17 protein-coding genes are annotated in these 15862 nt (G+C 59.4%); 11 read left to right on the forward strand and 6 right to left on the reverse strand.

Annotation, left to right across the window (positions count from 1 at the left end; genetic code table 11):
* Nucleotides 1–13 precede the first annotated feature (13 nt).
* From ACP7CZ_RS24965 to ACP7CZ_RS24975, 3 genes are all read left to right on the forward strand, one after another.
* On the forward strand, nucleotides 14–1117 hold the full coding sequence (locus ACP7CZ_RS24965) for a PepSY-associated TM helix domain-containing protein (RefSeq protein ID WP_127881606.1): 1104 nt from the start codon (nucleotides 14–16) through the stop codon (nucleotides 1115–1117).
* A complete protein-coding gene (locus ACP7CZ_RS24970) occupies nucleotides 1114–1284 on the forward strand; it encodes a hypothetical protein (protein WP_175550951.1) in 171 nt (56 codons plus the stop codon). The genes ACP7CZ_RS24965 and ACP7CZ_RS24970 overlap by 4 nt, the downstream gene beginning before the upstream one ends.
* A gap of 106 nt (nucleotides 1285–1390) precedes the next feature.
* Entirely contained in the window at nucleotides 1391–2020 is a 630-nt protein-coding gene (locus ACP7CZ_RS24975; RefSeq protein WP_069868812.1) for a glutathione S-transferase, read from the forward strand.
* Between the two features lie 207 nt (nucleotides 2021–2227).
* On the opposite strand, the gene creD is transcribed toward ACP7CZ_RS24975, so the two are convergent.
* From creD to ACP7CZ_RS24995, 4 genes are read right to left on the reverse strand one after another with little or no spacing between them, the layout of a single operon-like run.
* Nucleotides 2228–3577: a cell envelope integrity protein CreD gene (gene creD / locus ACP7CZ_RS24980; RefSeq protein WP_294138536.1), complete on the reverse strand. Its 1350-nt coding sequence runs from the start codon at nucleotides 3575–3577 to the stop codon at nucleotides 2228–2230.
* A 51-nt stretch (nucleotides 3578–3628) separates the two neighbouring features.
* Nucleotides 3629–5068, reverse strand: coding sequence for a two-component system sensor histidine kinase CreC (gene creC, locus ACP7CZ_RS24985; RefSeq protein ID WP_294138534.1), 1440 nt, complete (start codon nucleotides 5066–5068; stop codon nucleotides 3629–3631).
* Nucleotides 5068–5736 (reverse strand): two-component system response regulator CreB, encoded by a 669-nt coding sequence (gene creB, locus ACP7CZ_RS24990; RefSeq protein WP_054896765.1) that lies wholly within the window; start codon nucleotides 5734–5736, stop codon nucleotides 5068–5070. The genes creC and creB overlap by 1 nt, the downstream gene beginning before the upstream one ends.
* 8 nt (nucleotides 5737–5744) lie before the next feature.
* On the reverse strand, nucleotides 5745–6245 hold the full coding sequence (locus ACP7CZ_RS24995) for an ATP-dependent zinc protease family protein (protein WP_014720226.1): 501 nt from the start codon (nucleotides 6243–6245) through the stop codon (nucleotides 5745–5747).
* 171 nt (nucleotides 6246–6416) lie between these two features.
* On the opposite strand from ACP7CZ_RS24995, the gene ACP7CZ_RS25000 reads away from it, so the two are divergent.
* Nucleotides 6417–7301, forward strand: a complete 885-nt coding sequence (locus ACP7CZ_RS25000) for an acyltransferase (RefSeq protein ID WP_054896763.1) — start codon at nucleotides 6417–6419, stop codon at nucleotides 7299–7301.
* Here ACP7CZ_RS25000 and ACP7CZ_RS25005 read toward each other — a convergent pair.
* Nucleotides 7298–7870 carry a DUF2780 domain-containing protein gene (locus tag ACP7CZ_RS25005; RefSeq protein ID WP_054920759.1) on the reverse strand — a complete coding sequence of 191 codons (573 nt, stop codon included), beginning with the start codon at nucleotides 7868–7870 and terminating at the stop codon, nucleotides 7298–7300. The two genes, ACP7CZ_RS25000 and ACP7CZ_RS25005, sit on opposite strands and share 4 nt — an antisense overlap.
* A gap of 136 nt (nucleotides 7871–8006) precedes the next feature.
* Here ACP7CZ_RS25005 and ACP7CZ_RS25010 point away from each other — a divergent pair, with 136 nt between their 5' ends.
* From ACP7CZ_RS25010 to ACP7CZ_RS25040, 7 genes are all read left to right on the forward strand, one after another.
* Nucleotides 8007–8465, forward strand: a complete 459-nt coding sequence (locus ACP7CZ_RS25010; RefSeq protein ID WP_054896761.1) for an anti-sigma factor domain-containing protein — start codon at nucleotides 8007–8009, stop codon at nucleotides 8463–8465.
* 256 nt (nucleotides 8466–8721) lie between these two features.
* Nucleotides 8722–9084: a hypothetical protein gene (locus tag ACP7CZ_RS25015; protein ID WP_034128871.1), complete on the forward strand. Its 363-nt coding sequence runs from the start codon at nucleotides 8722–8724 to the stop codon at nucleotides 9082–9084.
* A gap of 229 nt (nucleotides 9085–9313) precedes the next feature.
* Nucleotides 9314–9793 (forward strand): hypothetical protein, encoded by a 480-nt coding sequence (locus ACP7CZ_RS25020; RefSeq protein WP_054896760.1) that lies wholly within the window; start codon nucleotides 9314–9316, stop codon nucleotides 9791–9793.
* A gap of 163 nt (nucleotides 9794–9956) precedes the next feature.
* Nucleotides 9957–10667 carry an ABC transporter ATP-binding protein gene (locus tag ACP7CZ_RS25025; RefSeq protein WP_034128873.1) on the forward strand — a complete coding sequence of 237 codons (711 nt, stop codon included), beginning with the start codon at nucleotides 9957–9959 and terminating at the stop codon, nucleotides 10665–10667.
* Nucleotides 10655–11866, forward strand: a complete 1212-nt coding sequence (locus ACP7CZ_RS25030) for an ABC transporter permease (protein ID WP_371262629.1) — start codon at nucleotides 10655–10657, stop codon at nucleotides 11864–11866. The genes ACP7CZ_RS25025 and ACP7CZ_RS25030 overlap by 13 nt, the downstream gene beginning before the upstream one ends.
* Before the next feature lie 4 nt (nucleotides 11867–11870).
* The gene (locus ACP7CZ_RS25035) at nucleotides 11871–13280 is read left to right on the forward strand and encodes a TolC family protein (RefSeq protein WP_232458739.1); all 1410 of its coding nucleotides are present in this window, start codon (nucleotides 11871–11873) and stop codon (nucleotides 13278–13280) included.
* Between the two features lie 37 nt (nucleotides 13281–13317).
* The gene (locus ACP7CZ_RS25040) at nucleotides 13318–14538 is read left to right on the forward strand and encodes an efflux RND transporter periplasmic adaptor subunit (protein WP_373875521.1); all 1221 of its coding nucleotides are present in this window, start codon (nucleotides 13318–13320) and stop codon (nucleotides 14536–14538) included.
* Between the two features lie 57 nt (nucleotides 14539–14595).
* Here the strand turns inward: ACP7CZ_RS25040 and fdhA are convergent, their stop codons facing one another.
* Nucleotides 14596–15795 (reverse strand): formaldehyde dehydrogenase, glutathione-independent, encoded by a 1200-nt coding sequence (gene fdhA / locus ACP7CZ_RS25045; RefSeq protein ID WP_014720230.1) that lies wholly within the window; start codon nucleotides 15793–15795, stop codon nucleotides 14596–14598.
* Nucleotides 15796–15862 lie beyond the last annotated feature (67 nt).

The following is a 15862-nucleotide window of genomic DNA, read 5'->3' on the forward strand; positions in this document are numbered from 1 at the left end:
TGAAGGCTAGACAATGAAAAGCAAAACCATCCGCCGCTGGTCCTTCATCCACACCTGGACCAGCCTGATCTGCACCGTATTCCTGCTGCTGCTCGCCCTCACCGGCCTGCCGTTGGTGTTTCACCACGAGATCGACCACCTGCTGGGCAATGAGCCCGAACTGGCGCAGATGCCTGCCGATACGCCCCGGCTCAACCTTGAGCAGCTTGTAGCCAAAGCCCAGGCCCATCGCCCCGGCGAGGCCATGCAGTACCTTGCCTGGGACGAAGACGACAATAACGGCGTGATCGCGATCATGGCGGCCACAGCCGGTACTGAGCCGAACTCGTCGCACACCTTCATGCTCGATGCACGCACTGGCGAAACCGTCGAAATGCCGTCTGCCAATGGGGGCTTCACTCTGTTCCTGCTGCGCCTGCATGTGGATATGTTTGCCGGCCTGCCCGGCAAGTTGTTGCTGGCGTTCATGGGCCTTCTGTTTGTGCTGGCGATTATCTCGGGCACGGTGTTGTACCTGCCCTTCATGCGTCGCTTGAAGTTCGCCACCGTGCGCCAGGACAAGTCCACTCGCCTGCGCTGGCTCGACCTGCATAACCTGATCGGCGTGGTCACTTTGACCTGGGCGCTGGTAGTGGGGGTAACCGGCGTGATCAGCGCCTGCGCCGACTTGATCATCGCGGCGTGGCGCGAGGACAGCCTCAGCGCCATGATCGAACCCTACAAGAACGCCCCGCCACTGACCCAACGCGCGCCCGCCACGGAGCTGTTGAGCATTGCCGCCAAGGCCGCTCCGGGTATGGAGCCAGACTTTATCGCCTTCCCCGGCACGCGTTTTTCCAGCGAACATCACTACGCCGTGTTCATGAAGGGCAGCACCCACCTGACCTCCCATTTGCTGACCCCGGTCCTGATCGACGCCAGCACCCTGGCCGTCACCGCCATCGCCGAACGGCCGTGGTACATGGATGCCATGGGCATGTCCCAACCCCTGCATTTCGGTGATTACGGCGGCATGCCAATGAAGGTCCTGTGGGCGGTGCTGGATGTGTTGACCATCATCGTGCTGGTGAGCGGCATTTACTTATGGATCGTACGGCGCAAGGCGGCCAAGGTATGAAGCCGCGGCAGTCGAATGTCTGGAAGGTCTTTGCCATACCGCTGGGGATCGGCCTGCTCAGTGCCGCCGGGTTGTTTGCGGCGTTGCTGGGCGATGGGTGGTGGGATTCGTTGAGTTGGATCGGGCTGGGCATACCCGCGGCCATTGCCGTCTACAAACTACTGTAGGAGCGAGCTTGCTCGCGAAAAACCTGAGAGCACCGCGTTAAACCAGGCGAGCTGCGTTATCGTTGGCGTTATTCGCGAGCAAGCTCGCTCCTACAGAGGAATGCCCATGTCCGCCCCCAGCATGACCTTGTTCCACAACCCCGCTTCGCCCTTCGTGCGTAAAGTGCGCGTGCTGCTGATCGAGACCGGCCAGCAGGATCGTGTGGCCCTGCACGCGTGCCTGCCCACGCCGGTCAACCCGGATGCCGAAGTGCTGCAAGGCAACCCCGTGGGCAAGATCCCGGCCCTGCGCCTGGCCGACGGTTCGGTATTGCACGACAGCCGGGTGATTCTCGACTACCTCGACCACCAGCATGTCGGCAACCCGTTGATCCCCCGCGACGGCTCGGCCCGCTGGCGGCGCCTGACCCTGGCCTCGATGGCTGACGGCATCATGGATGCCGCCGTGCTGCTACGTTACGAGACTGCCATGCGTCCGCCAGAAAAACACTGGGCTCCCTGGCTGGATGAGCAGCGCAACAAGATCCGCCGCGCCCTCGCCGAGCTGGAGCGGGACGCCATTGCCGAACTGGCCAGCCACTTTGACGTCGCCGCCATCAGCGTGGCCTGTGCCCTGGGCTATATCGACTTTCGCCACCCGGATATTCAGTGGCGCTCGGACACTCCCAAGCTCGCCGCCTGGTACGCCGAAGTCAGCCAGCGGGCTTCGATGCAGCAGACCCAACCCCCGGTTTGACCAGTCCCCTGCAGGAGCGAGTTTGTTGTGGCGAGGGAGCTTGCTCCCGCTCGACAGCGCAGCTGGAGCCGGCTTTATCAGGGGCGCTTCGCACCCCAGCGCAAGCAAGCTTGCTCGCCACCACAAGCTCGCTCCTACAGTGAGAGGCGGTGTGATTGAGGAAGTTGACCATCCTCGCTTTCATCCGCTGATCTTCGCGCAGCCCGATCATTGCACTTCCCCCACCTTACGCTTGCCCACCCCATACCAATCCAGTTTGCGCGTCAGCACCATCACCGTACCCAGCAGGCCAAACAGCAGCAGCGAGCCCATCAACAGTGCGTAATCCTCGGCACTGAGCAAGCCGTACAGCAAGCCATACAACGCCGCCAGCCCGGCCGAAAACCCCACACCGTGGGCGACGCTACGCAGCACATGGCATACGTAGAAGCCGATCAACACCACACAGGCGCTGGCGGATATCAGGTAGGCCAGGGCAAAGCCCAGATGCTCGGACAACGACAACAGCAGCAGGTAGAAGAACGCCAGCGCCACGCCCACCAGGGCGTACTGGATAGGGTGCACCGCCAGACTCTTGAGCACCTCGAAGAGAAAGAAGCCGGCAAAGGTCAGGGCGATAAACAACAGCGCATATTTGATCGCCCGATCGCTCTTGAGGTACTGGTCTACCGGGTCGATGAAGTTCACCCCAAAGCTGCGGTTGCTGAAGTCTTCACAGCCTTGCCCGTCCAGGCAGTTCTGCAGGGCTTGTTCGAGGTTGGTGGAGAAGAATGTCGTCTGCCAATTGGCGCTGAAGCCCTGGTCGGTCACCTCACGTTGAGCCGGCAGGAAGTTGCCGACAAAGCTCGGGTGCGGCCAGTTGGACGCCAGTGATACCTGGCTGGTCTTGCCCACCGGCACCACTTGCAGTTGCTCGGTGCCTTGCAGGCGCAGGTCGAAGGCGAACTCCAGCACGGCGGGTTTCTTGCCGTCCTGCGCCGGCAGCGTCACATGCACGCCCTCGCCCAGCCAGTCGACTTGGGAGCCTGGCGAGAACTCCAGCCGCTGGTCACCCAGCTCCAGTTTCAGCGCGTTTTCAATACCACGAATATCACTGATGCCCACCGCCAGAAACGCCGGCTCAAAGCGGTAGTCGGCAAAGTCTTCGGTGATCCCCAACTGCGCCGGCAAGTCGAAACGCCCGCTGATACGGTTGTCGGCATGGAACAGCCGCGCCTGGTAAATGCCCCGCGCACGCAGTTCGGTTTGCACCTTGCCGTCGAGCTCAAACCGGTCCGGCAGGAAATACAGACGGCCGCGTTCTTCACGGGTTTCTTCGTAGCGCTTGTTGAGCTTTTCATTGAGCTTCCACTCACGCACGGTCTTGCGATACGGCACCACCATCACCGGCCCGGTGAGGCGCTGGGCAAAGCTCGAACGGCGGGCAATGTCCATCAGTACGCCGTCGCGCAGTTGCTGGCGGTCGCTGATGATGCCGTTGATCATCAACAATGGAATCAGCAACAGCAGGATCAGCAGCGCAATCGCGCCCAATTTGAAAAGCAGGTTGCGGTTCATGGGTCTCTCCCTGTTTTGATGGGGAGAGTCTGCCCAGTCGGTATGGGAGATTTATGTGGGCAATGTGGAGACTGTGTGGAGATGCAGCACCGCTTGCACGCCGCCCGGTACGTTGCCGATCTGCAACGAGCCGCCGTGCAGCTTCATCACCTCCTCGACAAAGTTGAGCCCCAGGCCCGTACTTTTGCGCCCGCTGGCCGGACGTGGCAGCGAGTAGAACCGCTCGCTCAGGCGCGGCAAGGCGTAATCGGGAATCGCCTTGGCCTGGTTAAACAGGCTGACCTGCACATCGTGATGCTGCACCTGGGCGCTAAACCGCAGCGTGCCGCCGGGTGGGGTGAAGTCCAGAGCATTGTCGAGCAGGTTGCCCAGGGCCTGGCGCAACAGGAAGGGCTCACCAAACACCTTCACATCGCCAGCAATGGCCTGCTCCACCTGCAAGCCGGCGCCTTCGATTCGTGCACATTGAGCCTTCAGCACATCTTCAACCAGCGTTGCCAAAGGAATGCTCGACTGCTCTTCCAGACCCTGGCGCTGCTCCACCTGGGCCAGGTTCAACAGGCGTTCGATCAACTGTTGCAGGCGCGCACTTTCGCTGTCGATATTGCCGACAAACCGCTGCTGCTGCTCGCGGCTCATGTCACCCTGCAACAGCTCTGCTGCACCGCGAATCGCCGCCAACGGGCTCTTCAGTTCATGGGTCAGCGTATGCACGTAGCGCTCTACGTAAGCCTTGCCTTCCAGCTGCGTGCGCATGTGTTCCACGGCGGTGGATAACTGCTTGAGCTCGCCGCCGCGATAATGCGGCAACTCGGCGCGGCGGCCCTCGCTCACGGCTTCGGCATAGGCGGTAAGGCGCCTGAGGGCCGCCGTCAGCCACCATGACAATAGCGCGCCCAGCAGCAGCCCCAGGGTGACCAGCCCGGCGCCGTACCACAGCAGGCGCCGCTCGGTGCGATCCACGTAGGGTTGCAACGAGCTGTTGGGCTTGGCCACCGTGACCACGCCGATGATCTGGCCGTTATCGCGAATCGGCGCCCCCACGTGCATCACCGATGAGGTGGGGTCGTCTGCATCGCTGCGGGTGGAGCGCGCACCGTATTCGCCACGCAGGGTCAGGTACACGTCGTTCCATTTCGAATAGTCCTGGCCCACCGCTTCACCGCTGGAGTCGAGCAATACCCTGCCCTTGGCGTCGGTCACGTAGATGCGATGGTTGACCTGGTTTTTCGGCAGCCCCCAGATCACCGCACCCGGCTGACGGTTGCCATAGGCCTTGAGCAGCTCGGGCCAATGGCTCTGGCCGAGGGTGCCGTTTTTAACGTCTGCACGCAGGATTTCAGCCAGCAGGTTGGCGGTGTCCACCAATGTTTCTTCGGTGGACTGGCGCACGCCGGGGCGGATTTCCTTCATCACGGTGTTGAGCACGAAGTAGCCGGTCAGGCCGATAAACAGCGCATACACCAGGAAAATCCGCAGCCCAAGACGCATCAGCTGTGTCTCGGGCTGTAGCTATAGCCAAGGCCACGATGGGTCTGGATCGGCTCGGCATCCGCCGCCACGCTCCTGAGTTTGCTGCGCACACTCTTGATATGGCTATCGATATTGCGCTCGTAACCGGCATCAAAGGGTACGCCCACCGCGTCCAGCAGTTGCTCGCGGCTGAACACGCGCTCGGGTTGGTCCAGCAGACTTTGCAGCAGGCGGAACTCATGACGCGTGAGACTCAAGGGTTGGCCGCGATAGAGAATCTGCATGCGTTCCAGATCCACTTGGAACAGGGTTGGCGCCACACCCGGGCCGACCCGCTTGAGAATCACCCTGACCCTCGCCGCCACTTCCCGCGGGCTGAAAGGCTTGACCACATAATCGTCGGCACCGATCTCCAGCCCTACCACCCGGTCGATCTCAGCATCCCGTGCGCTGAGGAACATCACCGGCACTTCACTGAAGCGGCGCAATTGCTTGCAGGTTTCAAAGCCGGTGATGTCCGGCAGGCCGATGTCGAGAATGATCAGGTCGGCCGGGGTCAGGCGCTGATGTTCCAGCGCCGCCTGGCCGAGCGTCAGCCAGGTGGTGGTGAAGCCCTCGCCTTGCAGGGCAAAGATCAGCGTGTCGGCTATTGCCGCTTCGTCTTCGACAATCAGGATGTGCGGCATGGGTTCAATCAGCAGTCCGGTTTGTCGGCAGTGTAGCGACGTGCCGGGTTTACCGCAGCGCCAAATTCACGCAAGGCCTTGGCGCCGATCAGCAGCGGGTAGTTGAAGCTGCTGCGGTCGGTGAGGTTGACCTCGACGGTGCGCTTGACGTCGCCCAGGCACATCTCCAGATCGATCACCGGGCGCTTGGCCACACTGGCTTCGTCCTTGTCATCATCTTCGTCGGCGCGGCTCTTGATCTTGCTGATGCGCGACACCTTGTGCTCATAGACCTTGTTACCCGCGTCTTCACCGCCGAGGCGGAAGCGCACCCAGTCATCGCCGTCGCGCTGAAAGGTTTCGATGTCGCGCGCCGACAGCGAGGCGGTCAGCGCGCCGGTGTCCATCTTGGCCTTGAACGTCTGGCCGATCTCCGGCAACTGGATGTATTCGTAGCGACCGTAGAGGGTCGGTTCGGCGGCCATGACAGGCACAGCAACCAGGGCGAACGCGGCAAGGAGCAATTTCACGGCAGGATTTCCTCGAAAGAAGTGGGCGGAGTCTAGACCGCAAACACAGCACTTAGTTGGATGACCGAGCATATCGCGCACAGTGTGAAACATTCGTCGGGCAATTTGCGATTTGGCCTCTAGACTCACCTTGCTTATCATGGCCCGCCCACAGAATCCCAAGAGTTGCTTATGCGCCGCCTGCTCACCGGCTGTCTGGTTACACTGCTGCTGTTAGTCAACACGCTGATCCTGATCGGCCCCTTGATGGTCTTCGCCTTGCTCAAGCTGATGGCGCCGGGCCGCTCGCGTGACTATGCGTCCTGGGCGGTGATGTGGATCGCCGAGACCTGGGCCGAGATCGACAAGCTGATCTTCGCCGCGTGCATCCCCACCCAATGGGATATTCGCGGTGGCGAAGACCTGCGCGGCGATACCTCTTACCTGGTGATCAGCAACCACCAATCCTGGGTCGATATTCCCGCGCTGATCCAGGCATTGAACCGGCGCACGCCGTTCTTCAAGTTCTTCCTGAAAAAAGAACTGATCTGGGTGCCCTTCCTCGGCCTAGCCTGGTGGGCGCTGGATTACCCCTTCATGAAACGCTACACCAAGGCGTTCCTGGCCAAGCACCCGGAGCTGGCGGGGCAGGATTTGAAGATCACCAAAGAGGCCTGCGAGCTGTTCAAGCGCCAGCCGGTCACGGTGGTCAATTACCTGGAGGGCACGCGGTTCAACGAGGCCAAGCGCAAGCAGCAGGCGTCACCGTTTACCCGATTGCTCAAGCCCAAGGCGGGCGGCGTGGCATTTGTGCTGGCGGCGATGGGCGAACAACTGGACGCGATCCTCGACGTGACCGTGGTGTATCCGCAGCAAAAGATTCCGGGGTTCTGGGACTTGATCAGCGGCGCAGTGCCGAAGGTGATCGTGGATATCCGTACCCGCGAACTGGACCCGGCGTTGTGGCAAGGGGATTACGAGAACGATCCGGCGTTTCGCCAGACCGTCCAGAACTGGGTCAACCAGCTCTGGATGGAAAAGGATGCGCGCATCGAACAACTGCGCCAAGAGCCTTAGCTGCCGGTACCCCAGGCCTGAGCCAATTTGCCCAGCACGGAACTGCTGGCCCCCTCGCCGCCCAGGTATTTCAGGATCACCGGGGCAAACTGGCCGACCATGCCGCTGTCCATGCCCAATGCGCTGAAGGCGGTGTTCAAGTCATTGGTGCTTTTCACGTTGCCCAACAGGCCGTCCAGGCCGCTGGTCTTGCTGCCACCGGTTTGGCCGAGCATCCCGCTCAAGGCCCCGAGGCTGCCCAATGCGTTATCACCCGACAGCTTGTCGAGGCCCGGCACACTGTTACTCAGCTGCGAGAAGTCATTGCCGCTCAGTTTGTTCTTGGCCAGACCCAGCATGGCGCCCGTGCCGCCCACTGCTTGCTCGGGGGTGATGTTCAGTTGCGAGGTCAAGGCCGTCAGCAGGTCGGCCGTCTCCGAGGTGGGCGCGGCGGCGGCAGCCTTGTTGTTGCCACCCTGCATGCCGGAAATGGCATTGGCTGCATCGCCAAGGCTGAAACCTGCGGCGAACACCGGGCCGGCGGCCACGGTCAACAGGCAGGACAGGGCAAAACCGCGTGAAATCTTCATCGAAACAACCTCTGGGTATAGGGGTAAACGCAGGCGTTGGACTGGGTATCCCGTCGGTTGTTCCGGAGCCCCTGAGGAACCCATCGGGGATAAGCGGGTCCATGAACTGACTACAAAATTTGTCGAGAAGAGACTTATGACTGCGATCCAACCCCCAGTGATTGAGCACAAGCCTGCGTTCTGGAGCCGCCCTCGCCTGTTCATCGGCGCCTGTGCGGTAGTGGTTGCCGGTATCGGCGGCGCGCTCTACACCCAGGACAGCGTCAAATCCGCGGCGACATTGGTGACCACGACCCAGCAGCCAGCCGCACAAATCATGGCCCACAAGGATTACCTGGAAGTGCAGCCGATTGCCTCCACGGCGCCTGCACCGGACCAAAGCCTTGAACTCTGGGCGATTCCCAAAGACGGCACACCGGTATCCCTTGGCCTGCTGCCGGAGGATGGCAAAGGCATCATCGGCCTGAATCCGCGCCAGCAAGAAAGCATCAGCAAGCCGGTGGAGCTGATGGTGAGTTCGGAAACCAAGGGTGGCTCGGTGAGCAAGCAACCGACAGGGCCGACCGTCTACCAAGGCGCCCTGGCCACGCGCTAATCACCGGCTGACACTCGGTTTAAATGTAGGAGTGGGCTTGCCTGCGAAAGCGATAATGCAGTGACTGACACATCGCCTTCGCGGGCGAGCCTGCTCCCAGAGATGGTCTCATTTGCAGACTCACCGGCCGACCCGTTGCATGTCCCGTAACCTGCTGTAGCAGCTTCCAAGGAACCTAACCCGTGTAACGCCCCACCCAGATCGGCCTCCCAACGCAGAGCAGGGAGGACTACCTCGTGGACAAGGAGTTATAACAATGATCGGATGGGTACCTAATCTCTTTTCCCTAGTCACCGCCTACAACCTGCCAGCCCGCAACGCGGCCGTCGACACGGGCCAATGCCCTGCCGTCAGCGACATCCATTCAAAACCCTACACAGACCCCGACCTGCCGCCGCCCTATGGCGAGGGCTATCAGTATTCAGCCCAAACCCAAGGCAAAACATGGACGGGGCAAACCGCCGGGACCAACGATGATTTTCTGGACCCGGAATACGCACTGCAGGCAGAAGCCATCAACGTGCGCGACGGTAAGGTGCACTGTGATTACGGTGGAAAACGTTTGATAAAAAACGGTGAGGTGGCCGATCCCTATTTGCGGTTGACGGCGCTTAAGTGATGCAAAGGGCGACTCGCAGGTCGCCCTTTGTTTGCTTGCGCATCAACTGGCAGTTTCCAAAGAACCTGTAGAAGCGGGTTTGCTGGAAATAGCAAACCTCAGACAAGTCCTACTTAACTAACAATAGAAAACTATCAGACTGCAGCCAACCCGTTCTAACAACAACCAATCCACGGGCCAGGCCCCTCACGAAGTGCCGAAAACAGCAATGAATTTTTCGGAGAACGACATGTTTAAATCCTTCTTAAAACCCGGACTACTTGCAATTGCGCTGTTCGGCCTTCCGGCCGTTGCAAGTGCGAGCGGGTTAGCGAGCGCTATCGGCACCATCACTGTTCCGATTGGAAACTCTTTCTCAAATCAAGCTGTCACTGAATCAGCATTTTCTCATTCATGCAGCACTGGGAAGTTTGTCGGCTACGTTCAAGGCGTTATTGCCGGTAGCGGAAGTACCATACATTACGTGCGCGTAGACAGGTACCGAATTGTGAAAACCGACGGGCACACCGACAGAAGCAAAGCCAATGTCAATATAAAGACCGTCAGCCGAAATGGAACCCGCGTGACAAAGTCAGCAGATGCCATGAAGCAGGACAGGCAATGGCATGATTTGAAAATGGCCAACTATAACCCCGGTTTGCGAAGTGCGGAAATTGAGATGATATTTGATAAGTCCGGGTCCGACCCTAGATGCTTTATCTCGATCTAAGCCGCTGATTGTTCGCCGCTGGTGCTCTTGCATTTACAAAAGCACCGGCGTCAGGCACCTAGCCCAATGAAAAGACAACTCGCACACGGTTTTTTGTTTGCATGCGAACAGTCAAATACATTGTCGCCATCCCGCCTCCTTTATCGAACATCCTGAACTTCAAATGCTCGTGATTCCTGCCCCCCCGCTCGCCCTCTCGCTGCAGGGCGTATGCAAGCATTATCAACTTGCCAAACAGCCCATCTCAATTCTTGAGAACATAAACTTGCAGATAAACGCAGGTGACCACTGTGCCGTACTTGGCACTTCGGGCTCAGGTAAGAGCACATTACTTAACATACTCGGCCTCTTGGACCGGGCTGATGAAGGGCGGTATGAGTTTTACGGACACGACACATCCAAGGCGACACCGGATCAACTGGCCGTGTTACGCAACCGACACCTAGGTTTCATCTACCAGAACTTCAACCTGATGCCACGCCTCAGCGCACTGGACAACGTCGCCTTGCCTCTCTCCTACCGTGGCCTTGGCCGGCGAGTAGCCCTGCAGCGTGCCATGCACAGACTCGACCAGGTCGGCCTCAGCCACCGGGCACATCACCTCCCCGCCGATCTGTCTGGCGGCCAACGACAGCGAGTCGCAATTGCGCGAGCTCTCGTGGGGGAGCCTTCCCTGATTCTCGCGGACGAGCCCACTGGCAATCTGGACAGCCGCACGGCAAACGACATTCTGGAGTTGTTGCTGGCAATCAATCGTGAGCACCGCGTCACGCTGATTGTCGTCACCCATGATTTAGACATCGCCGCGCGCCTGGACAGACAAATCTTCGTTCAGGACCGAACCCTGCGTGAGCACGAACCGTGTCAGAACTGATGAGCGGCGGGAGCCAAACTTTTCGCGACCTGATACATGACGTCAGAACAAACCTGCGGACCTTGGGCAAACGCGCAGTGCTCACCCTTCTCGGCGTCGTCATGGGGAGCTGCTCGGTGGTCGCCCTCATCAATATCGGTCACAACGCCGCCGAAGAAGCCGCTGCAATCTTCCAGGGAATGGGTGTCGATACACTAGTTGCACAGGTTTCAAATGCCGCAGATACGAGGCAAACCTCGCCGCTGCCCGCAGGCATTACTCAACTGCGCAATAAAGTCCCTGATTTAGTGAACATTGCACCCGTTGCCCTGATGGGCAACTCAGTGACGTTCAAGGGGCGCGACATTTCTATCCAACTGATCGGCTCAACGCCCCCACTGAAACAGGCGTTGGGCTTGGAAGTGCATGAAGGGCGTTTTCTGAGCGAATTCGATGACCAAGCCACTCATGCAGTGATAGGCCGCCAGCTCGCCGATGAACTCTCCAGCGCTGGCACGCCGGTGCGCATAGGCGACACACTACGCGTGCAACATGCACTGTTCCAAGTCATAGGCGTTCTGCATCCACGGTTTGCGTCGGCGATTGCTCCGTTCGACCCCAACACCTCCATGTTTATTCCACTGCAAGGTGTCAGCCGACTACAAGCTTGGGCGCCAGTCACCCACGTTTTCGCACGTGCTCCGGGCGCGCGTCCTATTGGTAGCGTGGCGTCCGACTTCAAACACGGATTAAGACAGCTATTTCCCGGCCAGGACATCGACGTTCTGGTCCCCCAGCAGATCATCGACGGCCTGTCCCAACAGAATCGAACCTTCACCTATCTGCTAGCCGCCCTCGCTGGCATTTCGCTTATCACCAGTGGTGTCGGGGTGATGAACGTCATGCTGATGAGCATCGCGCAACGGCGTCGAGAAATCGGTTTGCGCATGGCCATGGGCGCTCGTCCCCGCGATATCCGCAACCTGTTCATGATCGAAGCACTGACCTTGACCACCTTGGGAGCACTTACCGGAGCCATCCTGGGCGTCGGCTTGGCCCTCATTTATGCCCGTGTATCGGGATGGAGCTTCGCGCTGTCGCCAATGTCGGTGCCGTTGGGCATTGGCAGCGCGATAGTAGTCGGTATGTTTTTTGGGCTTTACCCCGCCCTTTCCGCCTCGCGGCTACAACCTGTGGAAGCGCTGCGTGAAGACGAGTAGATACCTGGTGCTGACCGCAGCGTTTTTCTTGTGTGTCCAGAATGCCAAAGCCTCCTCGCTGTTAAGCGAGCAGACTATCGGCATGAGTCTGGCGGATGCCCTTTACCTTGGCCTGCGCAACAACCGTGAAATACGCAGCGCTTACTTGCAAAGGGAGGGCCAAAAATTCGACCTGCGCGTGGCTGAGGACGCGTTCAAGCCAAAACTCTTGCTCAAGAGTGAATACACAAACATCAGAAGCAGCGAAGACCAAGCTCGTCAACTCGCACTTACCCCCACGGCTACGTTGCTCGGACAGTACGGCACGCGCTTGAACGTGGGATGGACCCAGCAGCTCAACCATTCCGAGCAGGTGGGCCACCTGCGCAGCGACGGGATAAACCTGGAAATAATCCAACCGTTATTGCGCGGATCCGGCCCGGATGTCACCACCGCCCCCCTGCGGCTCGCAAGACTTTCAGAGCAAGCCAACCGCCTGAACCTCAAGGCGAATATTTCTCAAACGGTCTCCACCATCATCACAACCTATCGGGAGCTGATCAGGGCTCAGGAGCAACTGGGCATCGTCCAGGCGTCGCTTCAAAGGGCGCGGGCCTTGTTGACGGTGAACAAAGCACTGATCAACGCCGGGCGCATGGCTCAATTTGAAATCGTGCAGACCGAAGCTGACATCGCCGTCCAGGAACTGAGTGTCGAAGAAGCGCAAAACCAGCTGGATATTCAACGCCTCGCCCTGCTGCGCCTGCTGGCACTGGATTTGTCCACGAACATTCAGGCCACCGAGGCCGTACAGGCAACTCCACTGGAGGTCGATCTGCCACAAGCCATACACCTGGCGCAAGCTCAGCAACCTCAGTACCTCTCCACATTGCTCAATGGCCAGCAGGCCGCGTTGGACATGATCCTCGCCAAGGATGCCGCTCGCTGGGACCTCTCTCTGGTGGCGGGTGCCAGTCAGGTGCGTGAGCACCCAGGCACCGGCTCTGCTCGGCGCTGGGAAAGCTATACCGGCCTTCAGTTGGAAATCCCCATCGGCGACATCAGCACCCGCCAAGCGCAGACACGTGCGCGTATCAATGTAGAACAACAGCAGTTGCTAATCGCCGACGCCCGTCAAGAATTGGAACGCAACGTCAGCAACGTAGTGCGCGAACTGGGCACCCGCTGGCGTCAATATGAAATCGCCCTGCGTGCCAACGAACTGTCCACGCGCAAGCTGGACATCGAGCGCGAAAAACTCAGCGTCGGGCGCTCCAGCAATTTTCAAATCATCAGTTTCGAAAACGATCTGCGCGATGCGGAAAATGCACGTATCAACGCACTCATCGCTTATCTGAACGCCCAGACGCAATTGGACGAAACCCTCGGCATGACCTTGGAAAAATGGGAGATTGCACTTGAAGGCCCACACTGAAAAGGCCTGTCACTCGCACTATTGGCGCATAGGTTCGATGATGCTGATAGCGTTGATTGGCGCTGCATTGATCGTGAAAAAAGTTGCGATTGCGCCGCCCCCCGCACCGCAATGGGTGAGCGTGCAAACCAAGCCAATGACACTACATATCGGCCTGGTCGGAAAATTCGAGCCTATCCAAACCATCGTGCTCAACGCACCATTCGAAGGCGTTATCCAGTCCCTCGAAGCCGAACAGGGCCAGTGGGTACAGAAAGGCCAAGCGCTTCTGAGCATGGACCCTACGCTGATCGAGCTGCAGTTACGCGAAGCCCTGTCCGGGCAACTCAAAGCCCAACGAACCGTGCACGAGTTGAACAATTGGGAAAATGGCACTCAAGTCACACGAGCGCGTCGTGCGTTACGCACCGCCGACATCTCACTGAGCAACCTGGAAGGCAGGCTACGAGAAAACCGCCATCTGTTCGAACGCGGCATTATTGCGCGCAACGAACTTGACGAACTGGAGCAGCAAACGAAGTTGCAACGACTTGAACGCAGCAGCGCTCAAAACGAGCTGAACGCGTTATTAGACGAAGGGAAAGGGCAGGCTCGGCAGATTGCCGAAATGGAGCTGACCAATGCCACGGTGAGGTACGAACAGCTGCAACGGTTGATTGCCAAACAAGTCGTGGTAGCACCGTTCACCGGCGTTATTGTTCCTGTAAATGCCGCACAAGGGGCCGAAGTAACGCCTCTCGTACAGACCGGCTCAAGGGTCAGTCAGAATCAGGCTCTGCTGGGTTTGGCCAATACCGAAACACTGAAGATCGTCACTACGGCATCCGAGCTGGATATCAACCAGCTGCAACCGGGACAGCGCGTTGAAATCCTGGGTGATGGATTTCTCGGCGAGCCGCTGCTTGGCCATGTGCAAGCGGTCGGCAACCTGGCCTTGCCCAGCGATGACCCCGGTGACAGTGCACTGTTTCCCGTCACACTGAGCGTGGCGGCATTGACGCCAGGACAGGCCAAGCGTATCCGTCCCGGTATGAGCGCACGCCTGAACATCACGGCCTACCACAATGAACAGGCCATCATCGTGGCGCCCGAAGCGATAAGCCAGGAAGGCAGTGAAATGGTCGTGATTTACCGTAAAGGCGAGGGCCAGCCGATTGAACGCCGGATCGTAGAGGTGGGCCATGCCAACGCCGAGGGCGTAGAAGTTTTTGGTCTTGCACCCGGACAGGTGAGCCTTGGCAGCTCATCGCGAGAATGATGCGCGTCTTTGTTAAACAAAGGGCGACCCGCGGGTCGCCCTTTGTTTGCTTTGCCTTTACGCCGCACTGAACAGCTTGTGCGGATCAATCACAAACTTCTTCGGTACACCCGCATCGAACTCGCCATAGCCACGTGGCGCATCATCCAGGCTGATCACCTGCACGCCGACGATCTCAGCGATGTTGATACGGTCCCACATGATCGCCTGCATCAGTTGGCGATTGTACTTCATCACTGGCGTCTGCCCGGTGTGGAAGCTGTGGGATTTGGCCCAGCCCAGACCAAAGCGAATGCTCAGGCTGCCCATTTTCGCGGCGGCATCGACAGCACCTGGATCTTCGGTCACATACAGGCCTGGGATACCGATCTTGCCTGCCACACGTACCACGCCCATCAGCGAGTTGAGCACGGTGGCCGGGGCTTCGGCCTTGACACCGTCGTGGCCGTGGCCGCGTGCTTCGAAGCCCACGCAGTCAACGGCGCAGTCCACTTCGGGCTCGCCCAATAACGCGGCGATTTGTTCGTGCAGCGGGGTGTCGGTGGACAGGTCGACCACTTCAAAACCCTGGGCCTTGGCGTGGGCCAGGCGGATCGAGTTGACGTCGCCGATGATCACCACCGCTGCACCCAGCAAGCGAGCGGAGGCGGCAGCCGCCAGACCCACCGGGCCGGCACCCGCGATGTAGACAGTGCTGCCTGGGCCGACGCCGGCAGTAACAGCGCCGTGGTAGCCAGTGGGCAGGATGTCGGAGAGGCAGGTCAGGTCACGGATTTTCTCCATGGCCTTGTCACGGTCCGGCAGTTTCAGCAGGTTGAAGTCGGCATACGGCACCAACACGTACTCGGCCTGGCCGCCAGTCCAGTCGCCCATGTCCACGTAGCCGTAGGCGCCGCCGGCACGGGCAGGGTTGACGGTCAGGCATACGCCGGTGTGTTGCTCTTTGCACGAGCGGCAGCGGCCACAGGCGACGTTGAAGGGCACGGACACCAGGTCGCCGATTTTCAGGTTCTCGACGTCGCTGCCCTTCTCGATGACTTCACCGGTGATTTCATGCCCCAGCACCAGGCCGGTCTGGGCGGTGGTACGGCCGCGCACCATGTGTTGGTCGGAGCCGCAGATGTTGGTGGAGACCACGCGCAGGATGACGCCGTGCTCAATCTTCCTGCCACGGGGGTCCTGCATTTTGGGATAGTCGATTTTCTGTACTTCGACCTTGCCGTTGCCGAGATACACGACACCACGATTACCAGACATGCTTTCACCTCGCTGTTGTTTTTATGGAACTGCGTTGCCCTTGGGGCAGCGCGTTAAGTGCTCGGGT

It is taken from the genome of Pseudomonas sp. DWP2-2, assembly GCF_049897065.1.
GTDB lineage: Bacteria > Pseudomonadota > Gammaproteobacteria > Pseudomonadales > Pseudomonadaceae > Aquipseudomonas > Aquipseudomonas paracarnis.